General features: G+C 62.6%; 18 protein-coding genes. 13 read left to right on the forward strand and 5 right to left on the reverse strand.

The genetic code is table 11. The features are described 5' to 3' along the window. Position 1 precedes the first annotated feature (1 nt). Both EKO19_RS19650 and EKO19_RS19655 read right to left on the reverse strand, forming a co-directional pair. Positions 2–1,735 carry a ShlB/FhaC/HecB family hemolysin secretion/activation protein gene (locus EKO19_RS19650; RefSeq protein WP_129778138.1) on the reverse strand — a complete coding sequence of 578 codons (1,734 nt, stop codon included), beginning with the start codon at positions 1,733–1,735 and terminating at the stop codon, positions 2–4. A 133-nt stretch (positions 1,736–1,868) separates the two neighbouring features. Further along, positions 1,869–2,858, reverse strand: a complete 990-nt coding sequence (locus EKO19_RS19655; RefSeq protein WP_175597117.1) for a LacI family DNA-binding transcriptional regulator — start codon at positions 2,856–2,858, stop codon at positions 1,869–1,871. A gap of 176 nt (positions 2,859–3,034) precedes the next feature. On the opposite strand from EKO19_RS19655, the gene EKO19_RS19660 reads away from it, so the two are divergent. Continuing rightward, positions 3,035–4,192, forward strand: a complete 1,158-nt coding sequence (locus tag EKO19_RS19660; RefSeq protein ID WP_407676660.1) for an MFS transporter — start codon at positions 3,035–3,037, stop codon at positions 4,190–4,192. Here EKO19_RS19660 and EKO19_RS19665 read toward each other — a convergent pair. Beyond that, positions 4,173–5,057, reverse strand: a complete 885-nt coding sequence (locus EKO19_RS19665) for a LysR family transcriptional regulator (protein ID WP_129778141.1) — start codon at positions 5,055–5,057, stop codon at positions 4,173–4,175. The two genes, EKO19_RS19660 and EKO19_RS19665, sit on opposite strands and share 20 nt — an antisense overlap. Positions 5,058–5,157: 100 nt before the next feature. Between EKO19_RS19665 and EKO19_RS19670 the strand changes: the two genes are divergently transcribed. The 10 genes from EKO19_RS19670 to EKO19_RS19715 all read left to right on the forward strand — a co-directional run bounded on the left by EKO19_RS19670 (position 5,158) and on the right by EKO19_RS19715 (position 17,702). Beyond that, complete coding sequence (locus EKO19_RS19670) at positions 5,158–5,859, forward strand: CoA transferase subunit A (protein WP_129778142.1); 702 nt, start codon at positions 5,158–5,160, stop codon at positions 5,857–5,859. Between the two features lie 7 nt (positions 5,860–5,866). Then, entirely contained in the window at positions 5,867–6,523 is a 657-nt protein-coding gene (locus tag EKO19_RS19675) for a CoA transferase subunit B (protein ID WP_129778143.1), read from the forward strand. A gap of 20 nt (positions 6,524–6,543) precedes the next feature. After that, on the forward strand, positions 6,544–7,722 hold the full coding sequence (locus tag EKO19_RS19680; RefSeq protein ID WP_129778144.1) for an acetyl-CoA C-acetyltransferase: 1,179 nt from the start codon (positions 6,544–6,546) through the stop codon (positions 7,720–7,722). Positions 7,723–7,890: 168 nt separating this feature from the next. Continuing rightward, positions 7,891–10,002: a TonB-dependent receptor gene (locus EKO19_RS19685; RefSeq protein WP_175597118.1), complete on the forward strand. Its 2,112-nt coding sequence runs from the start codon at positions 7,891–7,893 to the stop codon at positions 10,000–10,002. A gap of 150 nt (positions 10,003–10,152) precedes the next feature. After that, positions 10,153–10,818, forward strand: coding sequence for a GntR family transcriptional regulator (locus EKO19_RS19690; protein WP_129778146.1), 666 nt, complete (start codon positions 10,153–10,155; stop codon positions 10,816–10,818). A 69-nt stretch (positions 10,819–10,887) separates the two neighbouring features. Next, complete coding sequence (locus EKO19_RS19695; RefSeq protein WP_129778147.1) at positions 10,888–12,198, forward strand: aspartate aminotransferase family protein; 1,311 nt, start codon at positions 10,888–10,890, stop codon at positions 12,196–12,198. A gap of 13 nt (positions 12,199–12,211) precedes the next feature. Continuing rightward, complete coding sequence (locus tag EKO19_RS19700; protein WP_129778148.1) at positions 12,212–13,939, forward strand: acetolactate synthase catalytic subunit; 1,728 nt, start codon at positions 12,212–12,214, stop codon at positions 13,937–13,939. Further along, positions 13,936–15,408, forward strand: a complete 1,473-nt coding sequence (locus tag EKO19_RS19705) for an AbgT family transporter (protein ID WP_129778149.1) — start codon at positions 13,936–13,938, stop codon at positions 15,406–15,408. Before EKO19_RS19700 ends, EKO19_RS19705 begins: the two co-directional genes overlap by 4 nt. Continuing rightward, positions 15,405–16,163 carry an SDR family NAD(P)-dependent oxidoreductase gene (locus tag EKO19_RS19710; RefSeq protein WP_129778150.1) on the forward strand — a complete coding sequence of 253 codons (759 nt, stop codon included), beginning with the start codon at positions 15,405–15,407 and terminating at the stop codon, positions 16,161–16,163. Before EKO19_RS19705 ends, EKO19_RS19710 begins: the two co-directional genes overlap by 4 nt. Positions 16,164–16,187: 24 nt before the next feature. Continuing rightward, positions 16,188–17,702 (forward strand): M81 family metallopeptidase, encoded by a 1,515-nt coding sequence (locus EKO19_RS19715; protein ID WP_129778151.1) that lies wholly within the window; start codon positions 16,188–16,190, stop codon positions 17,700–17,702. A 25-nt stretch (positions 17,703–17,727) separates the two neighbouring features. On the opposite strand, the gene EKO19_RS19720 is transcribed toward EKO19_RS19715, so the two are convergent. After that, positions 17,728–18,825, reverse strand: a complete 1,098-nt coding sequence (locus tag EKO19_RS19720; RefSeq protein WP_129778152.1) for a glycoside hydrolase family 43 protein — start codon at positions 18,823–18,825, stop codon at positions 17,728–17,730. A 57-nt stretch (positions 18,826–18,882) separates the two neighbouring features. Here EKO19_RS19720 and EKO19_RS19725 point away from each other — a divergent pair, with 57 nt between their 5' ends. Both EKO19_RS19725 and EKO19_RS19730 read left to right on the forward strand, forming a co-directional pair. Then, on the forward strand, positions 18,883–21,609 hold the full coding sequence (locus tag EKO19_RS19725) for a TonB-dependent receptor (RefSeq protein ID WP_217705464.1): 2,727 nt from the start codon (positions 18,883–18,885) through the stop codon (positions 21,607–21,609). After that, positions 21,609–23,024 carry a sulfatase family protein gene (locus EKO19_RS19730; RefSeq protein ID WP_129778154.1) on the forward strand — a complete coding sequence of 472 codons (1,416 nt, stop codon included), beginning with the start codon at positions 21,609–21,611 and terminating at the stop codon, positions 23,022–23,024. Before EKO19_RS19725 ends, EKO19_RS19730 begins: the two co-directional genes overlap by 1 nt. 46 nt (positions 23,025–23,070) lie before the next feature. Here the strand turns inward: EKO19_RS19730 and EKO19_RS19735 are convergent, their stop codons facing one another. After that, a complete protein-coding gene (locus EKO19_RS19735) occupies positions 23,071–24,510 on the reverse strand; it encodes a sulfatase family protein (RefSeq protein ID WP_129778155.1) in 1,440 nt (479 codons plus the stop codon). Positions 24,511–24,669 lie beyond the last annotated feature (159 nt).

The following is a 24,669-nucleotide window of genomic DNA, read 5'->3' on the forward strand; positions in this document are numbered from 1 at the left end:
GTCAGAACTGATAGCCCGCGGACACCCACACCTGATAGGAACGATCCGGGCCCGCTTGGACTTTCTCGCTGCCACGGAACGCGATGGCAGCGCTCAGCGACCAGCCGTATCGATGATTCCAGTCGACGCCGACACCGGCGCCTTCGAGGGTGCGCTCGTTCTCTTCCACGTTCCACGGCTCGGCATTGATACGCACATGACCGCGATCGTAAAAGGCCGAGACCTGCGTCAAACCATCGAAAGGTCCGTCGAACAGCCGACGCAGCTCAACCGTGCCCAGATAGCCACGATCGCCCGCCGCTTCTCCGACGGGATAGGCACGCACGGCGTACGGCCCGCCGAGATACAGCTTCTCGGAAGAGTCGAGGTTTTCGGTGGCGACCTGTCCATTGAGACGCACGACCAGATTCCAGCGCGGCGCGAGCTGTTGATTTCGCGACAGCCACCACGCGAGCTTTTGGAACGACCCCTGCGTGCGTGCAGTGGCTGCATCGAACTGCAGCGATACCGCGTCCTTGATGTCATTCTTGCCGCCCGTATACGCCAGCGACATCCGGTTGCCGGCCGACGATCCGAACCACGCGTCGCTCAATGCAGCGTCGAATCGCGCGGTGTAGGTGGAAATGTCCCGCTCCCTGGCCAGATCGGTAACCGCCGTCTCGTCCTTGACCGACTTCTGCCCGTAGGTCGCACCGAAGGAAATATTGCCGCGGGCATCGCGTACCAGGATGTGATTGAAGCCGATCTCGCCGCCCACCGTGTCGCCTTCGGCTCCGAGCGGTCGGAATGTTTCCTGCAGCTCGTAGTCCATCCAGTAGCCGGAAATGAATGCCCGGGTGCCGATGTTGTTGACCGGCAGGTCATAGCCGAGCGCGGCATATTTGCTGCCGGAGGAGTACGCGGTCTGCAGATTCAGCTTGTCGCCCCAGCCGATCGGATTGGCGAGCGTCAGGGCGACCACCGCGCGCTCGCTGCCCACATACCGACCGCCCGAGTCGCTCACATTGAACTCGCCAGTGAGACGCCGCCCTGGCGCCACCGTCACCAGCAGATCCGCGCTGCCAATCTCCTGGCCCGGTTGCAGCTCACCACGCACCGCCACGCCTGGCATATCCGCCAGTCTCAGCATCCCTTCCTCGAGCTGGCGGTCGCGAACGAATTCACCGGTACAGGAATCGGCATGCGGACACGACGAGCGCGCAACGATGGCGCGAATGCGATCTTCCGACAACGACGAAGAGTTGATGATCCGCACCTCGCCATATCGGCCTTCCAGAACTTCGATCCGCACCAGGCCGTCGCTCACGTCCTGTGGCGGCAGATAGGCGCGCGCCACCATATAACCGTGGCGTCGATAGTATTGAGTGATGACCGCGGCCACCTCTTCGAGCTGCGACAATCGCAACGTGCCGGTGCGGTCGTGAATCAGCGCAAGCAACTCATCAGCCTGGAACACTGTATTGCCGCGCATGGCATAGCCACGCACCGCCACCAGCGTTGAATCTTCCGAAGAGCTCGCATTCAGCTCCTTGGCCGTGGAAATCGGTGGCACGGGCGACTCGGGAGTACGCTGCCGTCGCAAAGGCGGCACGCGCTCGAGTTCCTGCAAGATCTGCCCACTGTCCGGTCTCGGCGGCGGGGGCGGCGGCTGCTGCGCCTGGACGACCAGGGGCGAGCCACCGTAACCGAGCAACAGCGACGCAAAAATGATGGGTTTACGATGATGGCGGTACATCGACGATCAGTGCCGCATGAGTGCTACGCACCTCCCGGAGCAGATGCGATCACCTTAAGTGCAGCGATGACTGATCGATACGTGCCCAAGGACACAGGACCAAGGACATCAGCAATGACCGAGAGGTCACCGGCTATCCAGCGCGCGTGCTCGCCCGCTCCACCAGGGTCGGTGCGATGAACGACTGTGCGCTCGGTGCCCAGTCCCGCTCCAGCAGCGCGACCGCATTGCTCACCATTTCGTCGATGCGTTGATCGAACGTGGTCAATTGATAGGCGGACCAGCCGGTGGCCGCGATGTTGTCGTAGCCGGCGATCATCACGTCCTGGGGTATCTTCAAACCGAGCTCGACGCGCAGCGCATCCATGGCGCCGAGCGCAACCAGATCGTTGACACAGAACAGAGCATCCGGCGGCGCATCCGTAGCAAACATTTTTCGAGCCGCTGCATAACCGCCTTCGTAGAAGTAGTCAGCCTGCTCCCATGCGCAGTCGGTGATGCCGACGGCCGCCAGCCCGCGGCGGAATCCCGCTTCACGCTGTTGTTGCGACGGGCTGTCGCGAGGACCAGCGATATATCCAAACCGCTTACCGCCGCGCCTCCACAGCAACTGCGCGATACAATCGCCCGCCATTTCATTGTCGGATGAAACGGTCGCGCTCCATTCGCTGATGTGGTCGGAGTTCAGGGTGATCACGGGAATGCGCATCCGATCGATGAGTGCCGTGACATCGGGAGAGGTGATTTCCAACGGACTCACCACCGCGTCGACACGATAACTCGCGAGCTCGCCGACGACCTCGTCCAGCGACCGATCGAAATTCGTTTGCACCAGCATCACTTGCTTGCCCAATGCCTGCAGCTTGCCGGCGAACGCCTGCAGCGCCTTGGAGTGATAGGGATTGGCCAGACTGCCCACCACCACCGCGACGATGTTCGAGCGGTTCTTGAGCATGATGCGAGGGATCAGGTTCGGCCGATAGTTCAACGTCTCGGCCGCGGCCAGCACCTTGGCCTTGGTCTCCGGCGAGATGCTCGCCCCGGGCGTGAATGTGCGCGACACGGCCGACTGCGAAACGCCCGCGAGACGCGCGACGTCGATCGATGATGGCGGCTTTGCCATGGCTCCCGATCCCCCTCTCTTATTAATAGCGCGGCCGCAGGGTACGCCCGATTGCATAGCTATGCAAATCATGTTGCAATGCTATGCAAGCCTCCCCTCAGCGCCCCGGATTTCCATTGCAAGTTACTGATCAGCCACGCGTTCCTTCCGTCGGACTGCTGTTCCTGGCGCTTGCCATGGGCGGCTTTGCCATTGGCACGACCGAATTCGCCTCGATGAGCCTGCTGCCCTACTTCTCCGTCGGGCTCGGCATCGATGCTCCCACCGCAGGCCACGTCATCAGCGCCTACGCTTTGGGCGTCGTGATCGGTGCCCCCGTGATCGCGGTACTCGCCGCGAAAGTAGCCCGACGCACCCTGTTGATCGCGCTCATGAGCGTCTTCGCCATTGCCAACGTGATGAGCGCGCTCGCTCCTTCCTATGAATGGATGCTGTTGTTTCGATTCCTGAGCGGTCTGCCGCACGGCGCGTACTTCGGTATCGCCGCACTCGTGGCCGCCTCGGCGGTGCCTCCCAATCAACGGGCGCAAGCAGTAGCACGCACCATGCTCGGACTCACCGTCGCGACCATCATCGGCGTGCCAATGGCGAATTGGATCGGTCTGCTGATGGGCTGGCGCTGGGGTTTCGGCGTGGTCGGCATTCTCGCGTTACTGACCGTGATGATGGTTCGAAAGTATGTTCCTCATGACGAACCGCCCAAGGGCGCGAGCCCGCTGCGAGAGCTCGGTGCATTGAAACGTCGACAGGTGTGGTTGACGCTGGGCATCGGCGCCATCGGCTTCGGCGGTCTGTTCGCCGTGTACACATACGTCGCCTCGACGCTCATCGAAGTGACTCACGTGTCGAATCGATTCGTGCCGCTGGTCCTGTGCATGTTTGGACTCGGCATGACGGCCGGTACGTTGGTTGCGGGCTGGCTCGCCGATCGCGCCGTGATGCCAACCGTTGGCGGCATTCTGTTGTGGAGCGCGGTGTCTCTCGCGTTGTTTCCGTTTGCAGCCGGCAACCTCTTCGCACTCTCTATCGTCATATTCATGATCGGCTGCGGCGGCGGACTCGGCACCGTCCTGCAGACCCGTTTGATGGAAGTCTCGGGCGATGCCCAAACCCTCGCGGCAGCCCTGAATCACAGCGCTTTCAACGCAGCCAATGCATTGGGACCGTTCCTCGGCGGCCTCGCCATCGCTGCGGGTTGGGGCTGGACTTCCACCGGCTGGGTGGGATGCGGTCTCGCGCTCGCGGGCCTGGTGGTATGGGGAACGTCGCTTGCAGTCGGTGAAGACGACGATGTTTCCGCCGACGCGTGCGTTGCTACTTGCGCGCGCGAATAGCAACCACCTGACGGATCGCCTCCGCCGCGCTGGATAGCTGTTGATCGTTACGCGTCATCAGCCCCACCGCTTTACGAATGATAGGCCGCGTCAGTTGCACGCTTCGCGCGCCGAGCGCGGTCATTTGCCGTTCGCACAGATTCGGCACGACGCTGACCCCCAACCCTGAGGCTACGAACTGCCCGACCGTCACGAGCTGGTGACATTCGACGCCGACTCGCAGCTCCATCTCGCTGGCGGCCAGCGATGTTTCCAACAGCTGCCTGACGGTCGACGGCCGTTGCAGCGTGATGAAATTGTTGGTCAACAATTGCGCCCACGACACGGAGCGCAACTCCGCGAGCGGCGAGCGACCCGGCACGATCGCGACGAAACGATCCATGAACAGCGGGTGGAAGCTCAACTGACTGGCGGTCTCGGGCTCGAACCCGAATCCCAGCTCGACCCGTCCGTTGGCCACCATGCGCACCACGTCCTCGTGAATCACGTCGTGCACCGTCACTTCGATGTTCGGAAAATTGCCGCGAAATTCAGCGAGGATCTGCGGCAACACATTGCCCGCGAACGAAGGCATGGCCGCGATCGTCACGTGCCCCCGTCGCAGCGTGAAGTGCTGACGAGAGCGCTCGCGCACGTTCTCCCAATCCGCCAGCAGTTGAATGGCTTGAGGCAACAGCGCCGCCCCTTCCGGCGTCAATTTGACCTGCCGGGTCGTGCGCGACAGCAACCGCCCGCCGAGGGAATCCTCGAGGCTGCGGATCGCCAGACTCAGCGCCGGCTGCGACATGTGCAGCCGTTCGCAGGCCCGGGCAAAGCTCAGGGTCTGCGCGACGGCCACGAAAGCTTCCAGTTGGCGAGGGGTCATGGACTCATTTACCGGGCAAAAGAATCGGCAGGAATTTCCAACTTAACAACTGAATCGTCGCATGCCAAGCTGTCCCCATCCGAACCCACGGAGACAGGCAGTGGCAGGCTTCGATAAACGAGTCGACAGTTACCAGGCGGCACTCGCCGGCCTCACCGACAACATGACAGTCATCGCCGGCGGCTTCGGCCTGTGCGGCATCCCCGAGAACCTCATTGCCCAGATCCGGCGCATGGGGGTGAAGGGGCTGACGGTGGTTTCCAACAACTGCGGCGTCGACGACTTCGGTCTCGGCATCCTGCTCAAGGATCGCCAGATCAAGAAAATGATCGCCTCGTACGTCGGCGAAAACGCCGAGTTCGAACGGCAGCTGCTCTCCGGCGAACTGGAGGTCGAGCTCACTCCGCAAGGCACGCTGGCCGAGAAAATCCGCGCTGGCGGCGCCGGCATCCCGGCCTTCTTCACCGCGACCGGCTACGGCACGCCCGTAGGCGAGAACAAGGAAGTGCGCGAGTTCAAAGGCCGCAAGTACATCATGGAAGAGTCGATCAACGCCGACTTCGCCATCGTGAAGGGCTGGAAGGCCGACTGGTACGGCAACGTCGTCTACCGCCACACTGCGCAGAATTTCAATCCCGCCGCCGCAACCGCCGGCCGCATCACCGTGGTGGAAGTCGAAGAGATCGTCGCGCCCGGTCAGCTGGAACCCAGCCAGATTCATACGCCGGGCATCTATGTCGACCGCCTGATCCAGGGCACTTTCGAAAAACGCATCGAGAAGCGCACCACGCGCGCCGCTTGAGGTCATCATGGCACTGACTAGAGAACAGATGGCGGAACGCGTCGCTCGTGAATTGCGCGACGGTTTCTATGTGAACCTGGGCATCGGCATTCCGACCCTGGTCGCGAACTACGTGCCCAAGGGCATGGAAGTGATGTTGCAGTCGGAGAACGGCCTGCTCGGCATGGGCCCGTTCCCCACCGACGGCGAAGTCGACGCCGACATGATCAACGCCGGCAAGCAGACCGTGACCGCACGCGTCGGCGCGTCGATTTTCTCCAGCGTCGAATCGTTCGCGATGATTCGCGGCGGCCACGTCGACCTCACCGTGCTCGGTGCCTTCGAAGTGGACGTGCAAGGAAACATCGCGTCGTGGATGGTGCCGGGCAAGCTCATCAAAGGCATGGGCGGCGCGATGGATCTGGTGGCCGGCGCCGAGAACATCATCGTCACCATGACGCACGCCTCGAAGGACGGCGAGTCCAAGCTACTCGACAAGTGCAGCCTGCCGCTGACCGGCAGCGGTTGTATCAAGCGGGTGCTCACCGACCTCGCCTACCTCGAAATCGCCGACGGTGCGTTTCATCTCAAGGAGCGCGCGCCAGGCGTGAGCGTCGAGGAGATCAAGGCGAAGACCGCCGGTCGCCTGATCGTTCCGGACTCGGTGCCGGAAATAAAGTTCTAACGTCGTAGCGAGAGTCCGTCATGCCTGAAGTCGTCATCGTCGCCGCCACCCGCACCGCCATTGGCGCCTTCCAGGGCTCGCTCGCGAAAGTGCCCGCCGCCGAGCTCGGCTCGATCGTGATTCGATCGCTGCTGGCCAAGACCGGACTCGCCGCCGATGCGGTCGATGAAGTGGTGATGGGTCACGTGCTCACGGCGGGCGCCGGGCAGAACACCACACGCCAGGCCGCGATCAACAGCGGCGTGCCGGTCACGACGCCGGCGATGACGATCAACAAAGTTTGTGGCTCGGGCCTGAAGGCAACGCATCTGGCCGCGCAGTCCATTCTGCTCGGCGACGCCGACGTGGTCGTAGCCGGCGGCATGGAGAGCATGAGTCTGGCGCCCTATGTTCTGCCTGGAGCACGCACCGGCTTGCGCATGGGCCACAGCCAGATCATCGACACCATGATCGTCGATGGTCTGTGGGATGCGTTCAATCAATATCACATGGGCATCACGGCCGAGAATCTGGCCAAGCGCCATGGCATCTCGCGTGAACAACAAGACGAATACGCGGTGTTGTCACAGACGCGCGCGAGCGAGGCGATTGCCGCCGGTCGATTCGTCGATGAAATCACGCCGGTGACGGTGCAGTTGGGTAAAGGCAAGACCGCCGAGTTCGCTGTTGATGAACAACCGCGCGCCGGCACCGATCTCGCCTCGCTCGCCAAACTGCACCCTGCTTTCGACAAGGAAGGCACGGTGACCGCGGGCAATGCGTCCACGTTGAACGATGGCGCCGCCGCCGTCGTCATGATGTCCGCCGAGCGCGCGGCGAAGCTCGGTCTGCCGGTGCTCGCGAAAGTTGTTTCTTATGCCAGCGCCGGCGTCGATCCCGCCTACATGGGCGAAGGCCCGATCTCCGCCACTCAACGCTGCCTGAAGAAGGCAGGATGGACCCTCGGCTCCGTGGATCTGATCGAAGCAAATGAGGCGTTCGCCGCGCAATCGCTGACCGTGGCGAAGAAGCTCGAGCTCGACATCGCGAAGGTCAACGTCAACGGCGGCGCCATCGCGCTCGGCCATCCCATCGGCGCTTCGGGATGCCGCGTGCTGGTGACCTTGATCCACGAAATGGCTCGTCGCGACGTGAAGCGCGGCCTTGCCACGCTGTGCATCGGCGGCGGTCAAGGCGTCGCGCTCGCCATCGAGCGCTGATCGCTCCAACTCCATTAAGTCGCTGATTCAAGAGGGAGCTTTGCTCCCTCTTCGCGTTTCTGGCCCGACCCGTTCACAGCTTCCCCCAGCAATTGGGGTTGCATCCTTTCGTTGGCGCATGATATTTGTTACATCAAATTTCATCTGGTGTAGCGAATGGGGTGGGCAATGAAATTCAGAACAACAGCCTTGGCCTGCACGGTGGCGGCCGTGGAGCTATTGGCGAGCAAGGCGGGTCATGCACAGACGCAGGACTCACCCGCTGCCGAGAACATCGGCGAGATCGTGGTCACCGCGCAAAAGTCCGGCAGTGAAACGCTGCAGGACGTGCCGATCTCGATCAGCGTGTTGAGCGGCGACAAGCTCGATACCGCCGGCGTGTCGAGCGTGAACGACGCGATCGGGCGCCTGCCCGGCGTCGCGGTGTATGAAACATTCCAAGGCAATGGCTCGAAATTCTCGATCCGTGGCGTTTCCGCCAGCCCGTCCATCTTTTCCGGCAGCGGCACCACTGCGTACTACATGGACGAAGTGCCCTTCGCGCTGGTCAAGACGCCGCTGACGCCGGATGCGAATGCCTATGATCTGGATCGCGTCGAAGTGCTCAAAGGTCCGCAGGGCACGCTGTATGGTGCCAGCGCTCTCGCCGGCGTCGTGCGAGTGCTGACGAAGGATGCGAACGTCGACGCCTTCGAAGCAAAAGCTCAGGGCGGCGTCTCTTCCACCGAACACGGCGGCGACAATTACAAGGGCGACATCGCGGTCAACGTGCCGCTCATCACCGGCAAGCTCGCGATCAGAGCGGTGGCGAGTTATGAGGACTTGAGCGGCTGGGTCGATCGCCCCGCCGTTCCCGAGAAGGACTACAACGGCTCGCGAACTGAATCCTATCGCGTGAAAGTGGCGGCGAAGCCAACGGATCGGTTCACGGCCAATCTGTCTGCGTGGATCTCGCGCTCGAACCTGGACGGTTTGAACTCATCGTACGCGGACATGACCCTGCCGACCGTGCGCGATGAAAGCACGCTCACCGAGTATCAGATCTACGGCCTCAATCTGGCCTACAGCTTCGATAGCTTCAGCATCGAGGCGCCGACCAGTTACATCGACTACAAGAACGATGGCGATTTCGAAGTCACTCGTGTCGAGAGCCAGCGCACGCTGCTCGACGCACAGACTTTCACTCAGGAATTGCGCGCGTATTCGACTACCGACGGTTTGTGGAGCTGGTCGGTGGGCGCGTCGTATCGAAATGCCGAGGATTCACGGCTCGTGGTCATTCCGGTCACCTACTCCCACGACGCCATCGACGCCAACAAGTCCGAATCCGTGGCGGTGTATGGCGAGGTCGGCCGCAAGTTCGCCGACGAACGTTTCGAGCTGCGCGGTGGCCTGCGATATTTCCACGACGACGTGTCGCTCGAGGAAAAAGATCGCCTCACCGGCATCACCGGCGCGCCCATCAACTCCTCGAGCACCTTCGAGAAAACCACACCGCGTGTCGTGCTGTCGTGGTTTCCGAGCTCGCGACACACGCTTTACGCGTCTTACTCACAAGGCTTCCGCAGCGGCTTCGAACAAAGCGGCGACGCCATCGCTGCCGCGCCCGGACTCAGCGCCGTCAAGCCCGATCTGCTGACGAACTACGAGATCGGCGCCAAGGGCTCGGCGGGCATGATGAGCTACGAAGTCGCGACCTACTATCAATCCTGGCAGGACCCGCAGGTTCGTCAGTTCGTAAACATCGGGACCGGTGCGATTCCCGTCTACATCGCGACACCGAGCAACGGCACGGACGCCAACGGCCTCGGCGTCGATGCAACGCTGAACTTCAGGATCACCCGCGGCCTCACCATTGGCGGCTCGGCGAGCTGGAACGACCTCTCCTTCTCCGAGAACGTCTACGCTCGCACTCTCAAGATCTACAACAAGGGCGATCGGCTCGATGAAAGTCCCGAGCTGACCGGCTCGTTGTATGCCGACTATGGATTCGACTTCGGGTCCACCGGCTACGCCGGCCATTTCTCGACCGATGTGAATTACGTCAGCAAGCTGATGACCAAGAACGAGGGCACCGGCGCGGTGTTCGAAGGCGACAACATCACCACGGCGTCGATGAGCTTCACGGTGACCGCGCCCTACAACTGGTCCGCCAGGTTCTTCGTCGACAACCTGACCGATGAGGACGGCGTGGTCCGCCCGACCACTTCGGTTCGGCAGTATCTGGTGTCGCGCATGCGGCCGCGGACCGTCGGCCTGCTGTTTTCCTACAAGTATTAGCTCAGATCCCTGGAGCCAGACGGGGCGGCGCGTAGGCGTCGCGCCCCTTTTCGTGCCGGCGAAAGTGCGCCATGATGCGTGAGATGCGATATTTGATGCAACGACCGCTCGTTGCGATCAGAATCTCAAGGACTGAATGGAAGGCTTGGCATGAGCGCACTTGCTCCTATCGATCGTGACAAATCCCTCGGCGCGCACGTCTATGACCGGCTGAAGCGCGCCCTGATGAGCGGCGCGTTTCAGCCCGGCCAGAAGCTGACGGTGCGCTCCGTCGCCGAAGATCTGCAGGTGAGCGTGACGCCGGCGCGTGAAGGCCTGAACCGGCTCATCGATCAAGGCGCGCTCGAAATGCCGAGCGCCAAGACCATCCTCGTGCCCGTGCTGACCGTCGCGGCGCTCAAAGAAGTCGCGACCATCCGGCGCTCATTGGAAGGCACGGCAGCCGAGCTGGCCACAGCAAATTTCGGCCCGAGCGACATCGCGAACCTGTTGAGCCTGCAGGCCGAGCTCGAGAGCGCGATGAACAGCGGCGACTATCGCCGGGTTCTGGATCGCAACGAGTCGTTTCATTTCGGTGTCTATGAAAAGTGCGGCATGCCCCGCCTGGTCGGACTGATCGAGGCGCAATGGCTGCGCGTGGGCCCGTCGCTCAACATGTTATATCCCGAGTTCGCGGTCAGCCGGCGCGGCGTCTCCAATCACATGCGAGTGCTGGAGGGTCTGCAGAAGCGCGACGCTCAGGCGGTGCGGGCCGCGTTCGAGCACGACATCGACGATGGCTACGCGACTTTGAGTGCCGCGCTCGGCAAAACCTGAAAATTTTTGTTGCATCAAATAACATCCATCATATTATGATTCCCGTCGCGATGAGCGAGCGGGGATCCCATGCATCGAGTCGAGCTTCGATCGGCACAATTGTTTGAGCGCGGCCAGCGCGTCTTTCCTGGCGGAGTGACCCGGACCACCGTGGTCCGTCATCCGCGGCCCATCTATGTCGAGCGCGGCGAAGGCCCCTGGCTCATCGACGTCGACGGCAATCGCTTGCTCGACCTGAATGCCAACTTCACGACGCTGATCCACGGTCACGCGTTCAAGCCGATCTCGGACGCGGTCGCCGCTCAACTCGAACGCGGGACCTGCTTCGCCAATCCAACGGAACATGAGCTCGCGCTCGCGGAACTGATCTGCGGCCGGATTCCCGCGGCTGAGCGCATTCGCTTCGTCAACACGGGAACCGAAGCAGTCATGTTCGCGCTCAAGGCGGCACGCGCATTCACTGGACGCTCGCAGATCGCAAAGCTCGAAGGCACCTATCACGGCGGTTACGACTGGGCCGAGATCAGCGAGCACACCGATCCGAGCACCTCACGAGCGCAGCCACCGATTGCTTCGAGCAACTATCGGGGCGCGCCACAAAGCGTCGCGGCGGAAACCATTGTTCTCGCGCTGAACGATGTCGAACGAACCTCGACCGCGCTCGCCGGCACGGAAGGAAAACTCGCCGCCATCCTGATCGATGTGATGCCGAGCCGCTGCGGCCTGATTCCGATCGAACCGGAATATCTGGCGCTGCTGTCGGACTATTGCCGTCGCACCGGCACGCTGCTGATCAGCGATGAAGTGCTGAATCTTCGGCAGGACTTCGAAGGCGCCTCGGCGCGGTTCGGCATCAAGCCTGACCTGATGACGATGGGCAAGATCATAGGCGGCGGCCTGCCGATCGGTGCCATCGCCGGACGACGCGACGTCATGGAGATATTCGCTGAGCGCGACAGTCACGGCTGGCTGCTGCCGCAGGGAGGCACGTTCTCGGCCAATCCGTTATCGATGGTCGCGGGGCTGGCATCCATGCAGGCGCTCGATCGCGCCGCCTTCGCCAAGCTCGAAGCACTGGGCGATGCGGTTCGCGACGCATTGAACGCCGTGATCGCCAGGCGCAACGTCGACATGTCGGTCTACGGACGAGCGTCGCTGTTTCGAATTCAACCCTCGCGCCACATCCCGCGAACCTATCGCGAAGCCTTCGCGACCGAAGGACCGAACTCACCCATGCCGCGCCTGTGCGAAGCCCTCCTTCGCCACGGCGTGAATCTTCCACGACACGGCACTGGTGTCCTCAGCACGCCAATGGCAGACGCCGAAGTCAGTCATCTGAGCGATGCATTCACCGCCGCGCTTGCGGACATCGGACTTTGACGGAATCGCACACATGACCGAAGCCACTCTGCTCGACACCGCCACTCCAACAGCCGCGCAACGCATCGCGCGACGCCTGAAACATCATGGCGTGGAAGTTATCTTTGGCCAGAGCCTGCCCTCTGCGCTCATTCTTGCTTGCGAGGATCTCGGCATTCGCCAATTCGTGTATCGCACGGAAAATGCCGGCGGCGCGATGGCCGATGGCTTCGCACGGGTTTCCGGCAAGATCGGCATCGTAACTGCGCAGAACGGCCCCGCCGCGACGTTGCTCGTGCCGCCGCTTGCCGAAGCGATGAAAGCCAGCGTGCCGGTCCTGGCGCTGGTCCAGGACGTCAATCGCGATCAGGTCGATCGAAATGCGTTTCAAGAGCTCGATCACATCACGCTGTTTGCGTCCTGCACGAAATACGCGCGACGCGTCGCCGATCCGGCGCGTGTCGAGGAATACATCGACGCCGCGATCATCGCCGCAACGTCGGGTAGAGCCGGCCCGGCCGTTCTGATGTTGCCCGCCGACATGCTCATTTCCAACGCGCCCAAAGCACCTTTCCCACGAGCCGCGACTCTGGGCCGTTGGCCGCTGGAACGTCCCGCGCCGGATCCGGAAGCTATTGCGACCGCCGCCGCGATGATTGCCCACGCACGTCACCCCATCGTCATCGCAGGCGGCGGCGTTCACGCGGCCCGTGCTTATGCCGCGCTCGAAGACCTGCAAGACTACGGGTTGCCCGTCGCCTACACGATGATGGGCAAAGGCGCCGTCAGCGATCGACATCCGATGACCATCGGCCTCATCGGCAACGCGATGGGACGCCATTCGCTCGGTCGTCACATGCGACCGCTCGTTCAGGAGGCGGATGTCGTTCTTCTGGTCGGCACGCGCACGAACCAGAACGGCACCGATAACTGGACGCTGCTGCCACCGAGCGCTCAGATCATTCAGATCGACATCGACCCGATGGAAATCGGCCGTACCTACGAGGCCAAGGTCCGCATCTCGGCCGACGCCCGCGCATCGCTCGAAGCGCTGGCCGCGCGATTGCGCGATCTCTGGCCTGACCATCGACGCAGCACTCAACAATCATTGGCGCAACGTATCGCCGCGGCCCGTCAGGATCGCGCCACCGAAATCGCGCCGCTGATCGCCAATCAGGGTCGCCTTCGACCCGAGCAGGTCATGGCGTATTGTCAGGAACTGCTGGACGACGATGCCGTGGTCGCCGCCGACGCGAGTTATTCCTCGATCTGGATCACCGCCTTTCTCGAGGCGCGTCGTGCCGGTCAACGATTCATCGCGCCGCGCGGGCTTGCGGGCCTGGGATGGGGACTGCCACTCGCCATGGGCGCGAAGCTCGCCTCGCCTGGCTCGCGGGTCGTATGTGTCGTCGGCGATGGCGGCTTCGGTCATTGCTGGTCCGAGCTCGAAACGCTCAAACGCATGGGCTGCGCGGTCACCCTCCTGGTCCTGAACAATTCGCTGCTGGGCTTCCAGATGCATGCGGAACTCGTCAAGTTCGGCCGCTTCACCTCGGCAATTCATTTCGGCGCCGTCGATCATGCAGCCATCGCGCGGGCGTGTGGATTGCCTGCGCATCGGGTCGAAACGGTGCAGGCGCTGCGCGATGCGCTGTCCACTTCCTTCGCCGACGATGAAACGACGCACGTGATCGACGTCATCTGCGATCCCGAAGCGGTGCCGCCGCTCACCATGTTCGACGGCAAATTCGCACAGTCATGAACGCCGTGCCTCAGGTTCAACCGTGGTGGGAACGGGTCGCGGCACGCGTTCCCGATCCAGTCACGATATTTGTGTGCCTGAGTGTCATCACCGTGGCGATGAGCGTATGGGGCGCATCGCGAGGCTGGGGAGTCCACCACCCGACGACGGGTGAGTGGGTTCCAGCTCGAAATCTGCTGGCGCCGGAGATCATTCGCCACCTGTTGAGTGACATGCCGAAGATCTTCACGGGCTACGGTCCGCTGGGCGTCGCGCTGCTGACGTTCACGGCGGCTGGCTTTGCGGAGAAGGCCGGATTCTTCGGTGCGTTGGTCGAAGGACTGGCGAGACGAATTCCGGCTGCCCTGCTCACACCGGCGATTTCGTTGCTGGCCATCCTCACGCACGTCGGCGGCGACGTGGGCTTGCTCGTGCTGATGCCGCTCGCCGGCATCATATATATGTCGTCCGGACGTCACCCGGTCGCTGGCATCGCTGCGGTATATGCCAGCCTCTCGGGCGGCTACAGCGCGAATTTCATCATCACACCGACCGATGCAGTGCTGCTCGGCATCGCGAACGAAGCGGCACGCGCGGTGGATCCGTCGTCGTCGCTGAACATCGGCGCGAATCTGTTCATCAACATGACGTTCGCCGTGGTGGTGATTGCGATCGTCACTTTCATCACCGACCGCATCATCGAGCCCAGACTGCGCCAGCTGCATCCACACTCGCCGTCAACCGAACCTCGCGCTCGCCCCGATCGACGCGCGGTCCTTGCGGCCTCCTTGACCATGATTGCCGTGGCGCTCGGATTCGTGGCCCTGGCCTTGCCAGGCGGACCGCTGCGTGGTGAGGACGGAGATCTCGAGCCGTTCTACCACGCGCTGGTCGCGATGATCTTCGTGATGTTCGTGCTGTCCGGCATCGTGTTCGGCGTCATGACCGGCAAGTTCAAGAGCGACAAGGACGTGGTTCGAACCCTGCAGGACTCGGCCAGGGAACTGGGCTTCATGATCGTGCTGCTGTTCTTCGTCTCGTACTTTCTCGAATTGTTGAGCAGCTCGAACCTGACGACCATTCTGTCCGTCAAAGGGGCCGATGCCCTGCGTGCCTTCGCGCTCCCTCCGCCGTTGCTGGGCATCTCGTTGATCCTGGTCGCCTCTGGATTGGATCTGCTCGCACCGGCCGCCACCGCGAAATGGGCGATGATCGCGCCGGCGGTCGTGCCGATGTATATGCTGCTCGGACTGGAACCGGCGGCTGCAACGGCCGCGTACCGGATCGGCGACTCGGCCGTCAATATCATCAATCCCTGCAGCATCTATATGGCGTTCACGCTGGTCGTCATCCGGCGGTTCCTGCCCGAGTTCTCCTTGAGCTCGCTGCTGACCCAGATGTTTCCTTATGCCCTCAGCATTCTGCTCGCCGGCATGATGCTGATCACGACCTTTGTGCTGTTCAACATTCCCATGGGATTTGGATCATGAGTCAGGTCGCAATCGTGAGCGGTGGATCGACCGGCATCGGGCTCGCTACTGTCCGCGCGCTGCGCGCTGCCGGATTCAAGGTCGGCTTTTTCAGCTCCTCCGCGCCAAAGGTCGAAGCGGCTGTTGCCGCGATTGCCAGCGAGCCCGGGCCCGACAGCCACGGCGCCGTCGTCGATGTCACCGACGACGCCGCGGTCTCAGCATTCCACACCGACGTGGAAACAAAACTCGGCGCGGTCGGCGCGTTGGTGTGTAACGCCGGCATCTCGCCGAAGCGAGACGGCAAGCGCATCCCACTTCATGAAACCACACGCGAGCAATGGGAAAGCACGCTCTCGGTGAATCTCGACGGGGCGTTCAACTGTGCTCGCGCCTGCCTGCCATCGATGATGTCTCAGCGTTACGGACGAATCGTCCTGGTTGGCTCGATCGCAGCCCGCGCGACGCCGAAGCTCGCAGGCGCTCCTTACGTTGCATCGAAGTCCGCCCTGTCGGGACTGATGCGCTCGGTCATCAGTGAGTACAGCGCCTACGGCATCACTTGCAACATCGTCGCGCCCGGCAACGTCGTGACCGACATGGTCGCCGCCTTGAGCACCGACCAGCTGGCGCAACTTGCCGCACGCGTTCCTGTCGGGCGCCTCGGCAAGCCCGAGGACATCGCCCTCGTCATCGAGATGCTCTGCCGTCCGACCGCCGGCTTTGTGAACGGCGCGGTCATCGATGTGAACGGCGGCGAATTCGTCGCCGTCTGACCTGCCCTGTCGAGGAATACTTCAGTGAATGTTTCCAAGCGCCGGCTGCTGATTGGCCGCATGTATCACGAGTCGAACTTCCTGCCGAGCTTCAGAACCGATGGCTCCTGGTTCAACGAACACCGCGACGCGGCCGTGCTTCAAGAAGCCAGCGGCTCCAGCAGCACTCTCGGCGGCATTTATAAGAAAGCCAAGGCGCTGGGCTATGAAATGATCGGCGCCGTCGACATCGCTGCGCCGCCGAGCGCGCTCGTGGACGACGATTACTACGCCGCGATTCGCGCCGCATTCGTCGAGCGCGCCAAACGCCGCAACTTCGACGCGATCGCACTCGATCTGCACGGCGCCATGGGAACCGGCGCGATTCCCGATGCGGACGGCGATCTGCTCGCAGCGCTGCGCGAGGCCGTCGGCCCCGACATTCCCATCGGCGTCGGATTGGATCTGCACGCGCACATGACGCCAAAAATGCTGTCGTCGGCGCAGATCGTCATCGCCTGCAAGGAGAACCCGCACTCCGATACCGTTGAGTGCGGCGAACGGGTCGTCGAGCTGCTGGATGAGTTGCTGTCGGGCCAGCTGCATCCGGTCAGCACGCTGGCCCGAGTCCCGATGATTCTGATGGGGAATGCGGAGACGAATGCCGGTCCGTTGCAGGAGCTTCACGCGCTGGCCCGCGCGCTGGCCGCAAAGTATCCGCAGGTCCGCGATGTTTCTTTGTACAACGTCATGCGTCTCATGGACGATGTCGACATGGGCCAGAGCGTCGTGGTGTTGAGCGATGGCCCGCTGCCTGCCGCCGCGCAGATCGCTGAGAAGATTGCCGGTGAGTTCTGGCGACGACGCGAGGAATTTCGAGACGACCTGCTCACCATCGATCAGGCGCTCGAGCTCGCCGCCCATCCGACCAAAGCATTGCCCGTCACGCTCGGCGACATGGGCGATCGAGTCACGGCTGGCGCTCCTGGCGATGGGGTCTACATTCTGCAGGCCGCGCTGAAGCGACCGGGACTGCGCGGCGCCATTCCGATCACCGATGCGACGGCGGTCGCGAAAGCCAAAGCGGCCGGCATCGGCGTACCGATCACGCTCGAGGTTGGCGGAACGATGACGTCGATGTTCGAACCGATGACGATTCGCGCCAGGGTCCGCAATCTTTCCAATGGCGTGTTCACCATGGCGGGACCGTTTCATGGCGGCGAACGCTCGGATATGGGCGAGACCGCCGTGCTCGATCTGGAGAACGGCCTGGTGCTGCTCGTCACCAGCCGGCCGGCCTACTCGCTCGACCCACAGGCCTTCGAAAGCCAGGGCATTGCAATCGGCGCGCAGGACTTCGTGGTCGTGAAGAGCGGCCATCATTTCAAATTGAATTTTGCCGGCCTGGTCGAGCCCTTGCTGGTCGCCACTCCCGGCATTGGCTATCCGTTCCCCGGATATCACCCCGGCACACGCGGCCGTTTCTATCCGGAGCACGATGTCGGCGAGCCCGCCATCAAAGCGCTCTCATTCACGCACCAAGGCAAGCGAACGATTTGAGCGCCGCTCATGTCGGGGGCGCGTCTCATCGGCCGGTAGGACAGCGCCATGGCTCGGCCGCGCTCATGTCGGGCTCCACGATCGGCTCGCCACCCGCCGTCCATTTGAGTTCGCTGATATGCATCGCGCGGCAACGATCCCTCTGCCCGTTGGGCAACACGTTCCACGCGTGATAGGCCATGACGGTGCGGCCCTGGAAACTCAGGATCGACTGATGACCGGGGCCGAACCAACCCGAGGGCTGCGCGGGTGTCGCCAACAGCGGTCGCGTGCTCGCATCCTTGCACGGGCCGAGTGGCCCATCGCAGCGTGCGTAGCCGACGGCATATTCCGGTTTGTCGTAGGCGTTGGCTGAATAAAACAAATAGTAGGCGCCCTCATGCACGAGCATCGTGGGCGCCTCGATCACGCGACCTTCCCACGGCTGATCGTTGCTCAGACCCAGCCGCGCTGTTTCACCGATCAATGCGAGACCCGCCGCATCCAGCTCGCGAGCGAAGATCCAGGTTGGCAGATTGCAGCAGTTACCGTCGTTCTTGAAATAGAGATAGATCCGCCGGCCGTCGCGAAACGGACTCACATCGATCACGCCTTCCTCGAACTCATCGCAGATCAGCGGTGTGTCATCGGGAACGAACTCCCGATCGGGATGTTTGCTGACTGCGGTGCCGACACACAAGCGACCGATGCCGTCCGGCCGCACCAGCGTCGAGGAGCGCGCGCTGAAGTACAGTACATAATGGGAATCGAAGCGCATGACTTCGGGAGCCCATACATCGGGCTTGTTTTGATTCACCCAGGCCGGCAAATGCGCGAGGGCCTCGGCCGGCGGCAACCAGTGCTGAAGGTCGTCGGATGAGGAGACCTGCACGCGCCTGCCGCCCGAATTCGTGGCGTACGCATAAATGCGCCCCTCGGCCTCCAGCAGGAACGGATCGGGAAAATTGGCACGCAGCACGGGGTTGCGGATCGGCAACGGCGCCGACGCTGACAGCGTCTGACACGCGGTCAACAGCCACAGACCGAGGCCAATCGCGCCCCCCAACAGGCCCAGCCGGCCCGCTTCCGTCTTATAAGTATGATAAATCCGTTCAAAGCGGTTCTCTTTTATCATACTAATCATTATATTCGCGTCAGCAGCTGCAGGGGCTGCGATCAGGAAAGAGTTTCAGGGGGCACAGTGAAGCGGCATATTGCTTTTTGTACGGCGTCGGCCTTTGGCCTGCTCGGCGCGGCGGCGCAGGCGCAGACCACCGATCAGAGGACCGAAGTCGAAGAGATCATCGTCACCGGCATCCGCGGCAGCCTCGAAGCCGCCGCCGATATCAAGCGCCAATCCGTTCAGGTCGTCGACTCGATCGTGGCCGAGGACATCGGCAAGTTCCCGGATCCCACCACCGCCGCCGCGCTCCAGCGCGTGCCGGGCGTGCAGGTGTCGATCGGCAACAACAACGAAATCGTCGGCGTGCTGATTCGCGGCTTGAGCGACATCCAGACCACGCTCGACGGGCGCGAGCTGTTCTCCACCAACACCCGCAACTTCCAGTTCCAGGACCTGCCCGCCGACGCCCTGGCCCGCGTCGACGTGATCAAGTCCGCCACCGCCGATCTGATCGAAGGCGGCATCGCCGGCGTCACCGATCTGCGGCTCCACAAGCCGTTCGATTTCAACGAGCCCACCGTCGTCGTCGGCGCGCGCGCCAACTATTCGACCAATGTCGAAGAAGTGAATCCGCAACTGAGCGTGTTGCTCACGGATCGCTGGAACACGGGGATCGGCGAGCTCGGCGCATTGCTCAACGTATCGTGGAGCGACACCGACTACAGCCGTCCGGTCACCTACGCACCGATTCGCCGCTCCACCGCCTTTCGCTTCAATCAGCCCGGCTTCATGGTCCAGAACGTGGCCGGCGGCGTGAATCACTATGGAGACTACCAGCGCCCGCAAGCCAACGCGGCGTTCCAGCTGCAGGCGACCGATGAGCTGCAGTTCTACGCGGACGCGGTGTTCACTGGCTACCGGTCCGAGAATCAGTCGGCGTTCGTCGAAACGCAGTTCTTCAATCCCAACACTGGCATGACTCTGGGCGGCTCGAGCGGCGACTGCTTCCTCGCGCGCGTCTCGCCGAGCGGTCTCAATCCGAACGCGGTGGAGCTCGCCAGCCACAACTTCACCGTACAGAACCTGTGCAACGTCCCGACGGCGTCGTTCACCAACGCCACCGCGTTCGCCAGCGCGCAATCGCGCGATGAGGAGACCAACAACTATCTCGGTGCGCTGGGCGCCCGCTATCAGGGCGAGCGTCTGGATCTGAAGGGCGAAGTGTCGTTCCAGGACTCGACGTTCGAGCAGGAGATCTTCATCGTCGACATCGGCAAGCGCATCCCCGTCACCAACGTGAATTCGGATTTCAACCAGGGCGGTCTGTACGATGCGCCGGGCAATCCGCTGGGGTCGGCGGACGGCATGTACTTGCGCAACGGCCTGAACCAGAACTTCAACAAAGCCAACGGTGACCAGATCGCGATAGCACTCGACGGCGCCTACCGCCTCGATTCCTTCATCACGAAGCTGCAGGCCGGCGTGCGCTACGCGGACCGCGGTGCCGAGTACGATCAAGCACAGGTCAATCGTGCGGCACCCGGCGGCGATCTGGCAACCCTGGTCAGCGCCACCGGTCTGGGCGATGAGTTCTATGCCTCCATGCCGGGCATTCCGCGCATCAACGGCGGCAGCTCCGTGCTGATCCCGAACCCGGACTATCTGCGCTCCGCCGCCGGCCGCGACCGGCTCCGTCAGATCTACGGCTTCGGCGCTGGCGATCCGGCCTATGCGCCGGAACGTCACTTCGAAGCGACCGAGAAAACTTACGCTGCCTACCTGCAGGCGAGCTACGAGTTCAACGTCGGCGGCACAGTCATCGACGGCGTGGTCGGCGTGCGCCCCACCCGCACGGAACGCACGATCAGCGGCGCAGGCATCGTAAGCAACGTGCTCACGCCGGTGACGGCGGATACGACGGATAGCGAAGTGTTGCCGAACTTCAACGCACGCTGGGTGCTCAGCGAGGACTGGCAGGCCCGCTTCAACTACGCGAAGACCATGCGACGCCCGGGCTTCGATAGCCTCAACCCCGGCATCAGCTACATCGTCGCGACCAACCCGAACGTCATCAACTCGGGTAACGCAGGCAATCCGGACCTGAAGCCGCAGATCTCGGACAGCTTCGACGTGACGCTCGAGTACTACTTCAAGTCGGGCTTCCTGGCGGGTGGCGTGTACTACCGCGACATCAAGGACCGCGTCATCAACGGCACGACCGCGGAAGTGATCGACGGCATCACCTACAACATCTCCCGTCCCCGTAATGTCTCAGCGGCGGAACTGTCGGGCGTCGAGGTCAGCGGCCAGATGTTCTTCGACTTCCTGCCCGGCGCGTGGGCCGGCTTCGGCGTGTTCGGCAACTACACGTGGGCCGACACGGAAGTGACCGGCGACAGCTCGGCCACCAACTCGCTCAAGGGCTTCCCGCTGCAAGGGGTGTCCGAACACAACTTCAACGCCGGCCTGTTGTACGAGCGCTCCGGCCTGTCCGCACGCATGGTGTACACGTATCGCTCGAAGTATTACGACGAAGACCTCACCGGCGGCAACGCGCTGCGCCCCATCGAAGCGGATCGCGCCGACGATCTGAGCTACAACCCGGTGTGGCTCGGCTACGTGCGCGCCGCGGGCCGTCTCGATATGAGCGTCGGCTACGACATCACCGACACGGTCCGCGTGGACGTCGGTGGCACGAACATTCTGGGTTCGAAATATCGCAGCTACATGGGCGAGTCGTTCTTCAACCGCGACTACCGGTATGATGATTCGATCTACACAGTCGGCATGAGAGTGCGCTTCTAATGACAAAAGATGTTCTTTCACTCGCGCGGCTTGCATTGGCGATGGCCGCGCTGTTTGTCGGCAGTTTCGCCGGCGCGCAGGACCGGCCGAACGTGGTGATATTCATCGCCGACGATCTGGGTTGGCACGACATGGGCACTTACGGCAACCCCGACGTGCGCACGCCCAACATCGACAAGCTGGCCACCGAGGGCACGAAGTTCAATCGAGCTTTCGCGGCATCACCTACGTGCGCGCCCTCACGCGCGGCACTGTTCACCGGCCTCTACCCGATGCGTAATGGCGCGCACGCCAATCACAGCATCATCGAGCCGAACGTTCGGACCTGGCCGCAGTATCTGTCCGAGCTCGGCTACCGGACGGTGATCGCCGGCAAGACGCACATCGGTCCGCGCGAGCAGTACCCGTTCGAATATCTGGCGAACTCCAACGTCAGCCCGCCGGGCAAGCCGGAGGTGCTGTACACCGACCTCGGCGTGCCGGCCATCGAAAATCTGCTCAAGACCCACGACAAGAAGAAGCCGCTGGCGCTGGTGGTCGCAGCCCATTCGCCACACGTGTATTGGCTCGAAAATCAGGGCTACGATCCCGCGAGCTTCACGGTGCCGCCGTATCTGGTCGACACGCCGATCACGCGCAACGCGATGGCTCGCTACTACACCGATGTCTCGCAGGCAGACAAGGAAGTCGGACAGGTGCGCGCCGCGCTCGATCGCTACGGCTTCGGCAAGAACACGCTCTTCATGTTTACCTCCGATCAGGGCCCGCAATTTCCGTTCGGCAAGTGGTCGCTGTACGAAGCCGGCATGCGCGTGCCGCTCATCGCCGCATGGCCCGGCAAGATCGCACGGCATGCAACCAACGACGCCATCGTCTCTCTGGTCGACGTGCTGCCGACCGTCATCGAAGTGGCCGGCGGCACCGCACCGAGAGATATCGACGGCCGCAGCTTCGTCGACGTGCTCGAGGGTCGCTCCACCCACCATCTGGACGCGGCGTTCGCAGCCCATACGGGCGATGGCAAGATGAATCGTGCGCCGATGCGAGCCATTCGCACGGAACGTTACAAGTACATCGTCAACCTGGCGCCGGAGATTCCCTACGGCAATCACATCAGCGACGCAAACGGCAAGGACGGCCGCGACTACTGGGACAACTGGGTCGAGGTTGCCAAGACGGATCCGGCAGCCGCACGCATCGTTCAGCGCTTCCGCCAGCATCCCGCCGAGGAGTTGTACGACCTCGCGCACGATCCCTTCGAGCTCACCAATCTCGCGGGCGATGTGAACTACGCTCACACGCAGGTGGAGCTGCGCGGCAAGCTCGACACCTGGCGCGTACAGCAGGGAGAACGTCTGGATTTCGTGCCGATGCCGGAAGACGCCCGGCACGGTGAGTTGAAGTATCGAGAGTAAGATCGAAAACGGCGCGGAGTGGAACGCCCCACTCCGCGCCGGTCGCTCATTGAGGCAAGGTCTTGCGCCAGCGAACGACCTTCCCGGTGAGCGAAGCGGCAACGTCAGGATTCTCCTTTGCGACGTTGCGTGACTCCGACACATCAGTCGCGAGGTTATAAAGCTCGGCGCCGGTCCCATCTCCACGCGCCAGCAACTTCCAATCGCCGGAGCGAACCGCGAACGGCGGACTCACATCGCGATCGAGAAACGGACGCGGCGATTTACCCGGCACACCGAAGCCGCCATACGCGTAGAAAATGTCAGGCCGGGATTGGATCGGCGCCCCGGTCCACGCGGCGGCCAGACTGACACCGTCGAGTGTCGCTGGAGCTTTCGCACCAGCCAGCTGCGCCAGCGTCGGATACAGGTCGACGCCATTCGCGAGCGTCGTGTCATCCCGCTTGCCAGCCTCGATACGACCCGGCCAATAAACGATCAACGGCTCGCGCAGGCCGCCTTCATAGAGACTGCCCTTTCGCCCACGAAACTGCAGCGCATCGCCTGGCGGTGTCGCGTCCTTCTCGTAATACTGCGCGGAGCCACTCGGGCCGTTGTCACCCGTGAGCACGATGAGCGTGTCGTTCAACTTCCCGGACGTACGCAATGTATCGATGAGCCGGCCGAGCTGCGCGTCCATCGCCACGAGCACAGCAAAGAAACGTTCTTCATCCGCATCGTCACCCTTACCACGCACCGGCGGCATCTGCACTTCATCGGGATGCCACGGATCATGCACGTCGTCGAGCCAGAGCTGGACGAACCAGGGACGATCGCCGGTACGCTGGATGAAATCGAGCGCCTTCGAGACATATCGCTCGGTCAGCGTGGACTTCGGCGCCCACTCGATGGGCCCGTGCCCGAGCGCGGCGCTCTGCGATGCGAGCCTGGCGGTGTCCTCTTTCATCAGCACACGCGGGCCGAGGCCTTCAAACTGCGTATAGCTCTCATCGAAGCCGTACTCGGTGATCAGCGGCGCTTCGCCGATGTCGCGCCCGCCGCCGAGATGCCACTTGCCGATGTGAGCCGTCGCGTAGCCCGCGTCGCGCAGCGTTCGCGGCAGGGTCGGCAGCGCTGGATCGAGCCAGTTCGCCTGCCCCATCTGCTCGTTGTGCTTGCGATTGCTGATGAAGCTGAGAATTCGGTTCCTGGCGGGAAAGGTGCCGGTCATCAAGCCCGCGCGAGATGCCGAACAGATCGGCGCCGCGACCGAGAACTGAGTCATGAGCAATCCCTGCTGAGCCAGACGATCGATGTTCGGCGTCGGTACTTTGCGGTTGCCCGTGACGGAGAAATCCGCATAGCCCAGATCGTCGACCAGGATGAACAGGATGTGCTTCGGTCGCTGTGCCTCGGCGTGTGACTCGGGCTTGGTCGCGCAACTCGCGAGCGCGAGGCCGCAACACACCAGCAATCCGCGAATCAATCTCGGGTACGGTCCAGCCATCTTTCGTCTCACCCCTGTCGATGCTTGCACGCAGTCCGTCAATTATAGGATAAATAGGCCCAAGGAAGCTCTGGTCAATCGACTTCCCTGGCCTCGGCAGGTCTACAACTGATTGAAATGCTTCGCCGAGCGAAGCCGATAAAGTCGAGTAGTGGCAAT

It is taken from the genome of Peristeroidobacter soli (assembly GCF_004138485.1).
Taxonomy (GTDB): Bacteria; Pseudomonadota; Gammaproteobacteria; order Steroidobacterales; family Steroidobacteraceae; genus Steroidobacter; species Steroidobacter soli.

Coding starts and splice junctions, on each gene's coding strand:
- EKO19_RS19650 (WP_129778138.1), bottom strand. CDS start 1,735: ATGTACCGCCATCATCGTAAACCCATCATTTTTGCGTCGCTGTTGCTC.
- EKO19_RS19655 (WP_175597117.1), bottom strand. CDS start 2,858: ATGGCAAAGCCGCCATCATCGATCGACGTCGCGCGTCTCGCGGGCGTT.
- EKO19_RS19660 (WP_407676660.1), top strand. CDS start 3,035: ATGGGCGGCTTTGCCATTGGCACGACCGAATTCGCCTCGATGAGCCTG.
- EKO19_RS19665 (WP_129778141.1), bottom strand. CDS start 5,057: ATGACCCCTCGCCAACTGGAAGCTTTCGTGGCCGTCGCGCAGACCCTG.
- EKO19_RS19675 (WP_129778143.1), top strand. CDS start 5,867: ATGGCACTGACTAGAGAACAGATGGCGGAACGCGTCGCTCGTGAATTG.
- EKO19_RS19680 (WP_129778144.1), top strand. CDS start 6,544: ATGCCTGAAGTCGTCATCGTCGCCGCCACCCGCACCGCCATTGGCGCC.
- EKO19_RS19685 (WP_175597118.1), top strand. CDS start 7,891: ATGAAATTCAGAACAACAGCCTTGGCCTGCACGGTGGCGGCCGTGGAG.
- EKO19_RS19690 (WP_129778146.1), top strand. CDS start 10,153: ATGAGCGCACTTGCTCCTATCGATCGTGACAAATCCCTCGGCGCGCAC.
- EKO19_RS19695 (WP_129778147.1), top strand. CDS start 10,888: ATGCATCGAGTCGAGCTTCGATCGGCACAATTGTTTGAGCGCGGCCAG.
- EKO19_RS19700 (WP_129778148.1), top strand. CDS start 12,212: ATGACCGAAGCCACTCTGCTCGACACCGCCACTCCAACAGCCGCGCAA.
- EKO19_RS19705 (WP_129778149.1), top strand. CDS start 13,936: ATGAACGCCGTGCCTCAGGTTCAACCGTGGTGGGAACGGGTCGCGGCA.
- EKO19_RS19710 (WP_129778150.1), top strand. CDS start 15,405: ATGAGTCAGGTCGCAATCGTGAGCGGTGGATCGACCGGCATCGGGCTC.
- EKO19_RS19720 (WP_129778152.1), bottom strand. CDS start 18,825: ATGATTAGTATGATAAAAGAGAACCGCTTTGAACGGATTTATCATACT.
- EKO19_RS19730 (WP_129778154.1), top strand. CDS start 21,609: ATGACAAAAGATGTTCTTTCACTCGCGCGGCTTGCATTGGCGATGGCC.
- EKO19_RS19735 (WP_129778155.1), bottom strand. CDS start 24,510: ATGGCTGGACCGTACCCGAGATTGATTCGCGGATTGCTGGTGTGTTGC.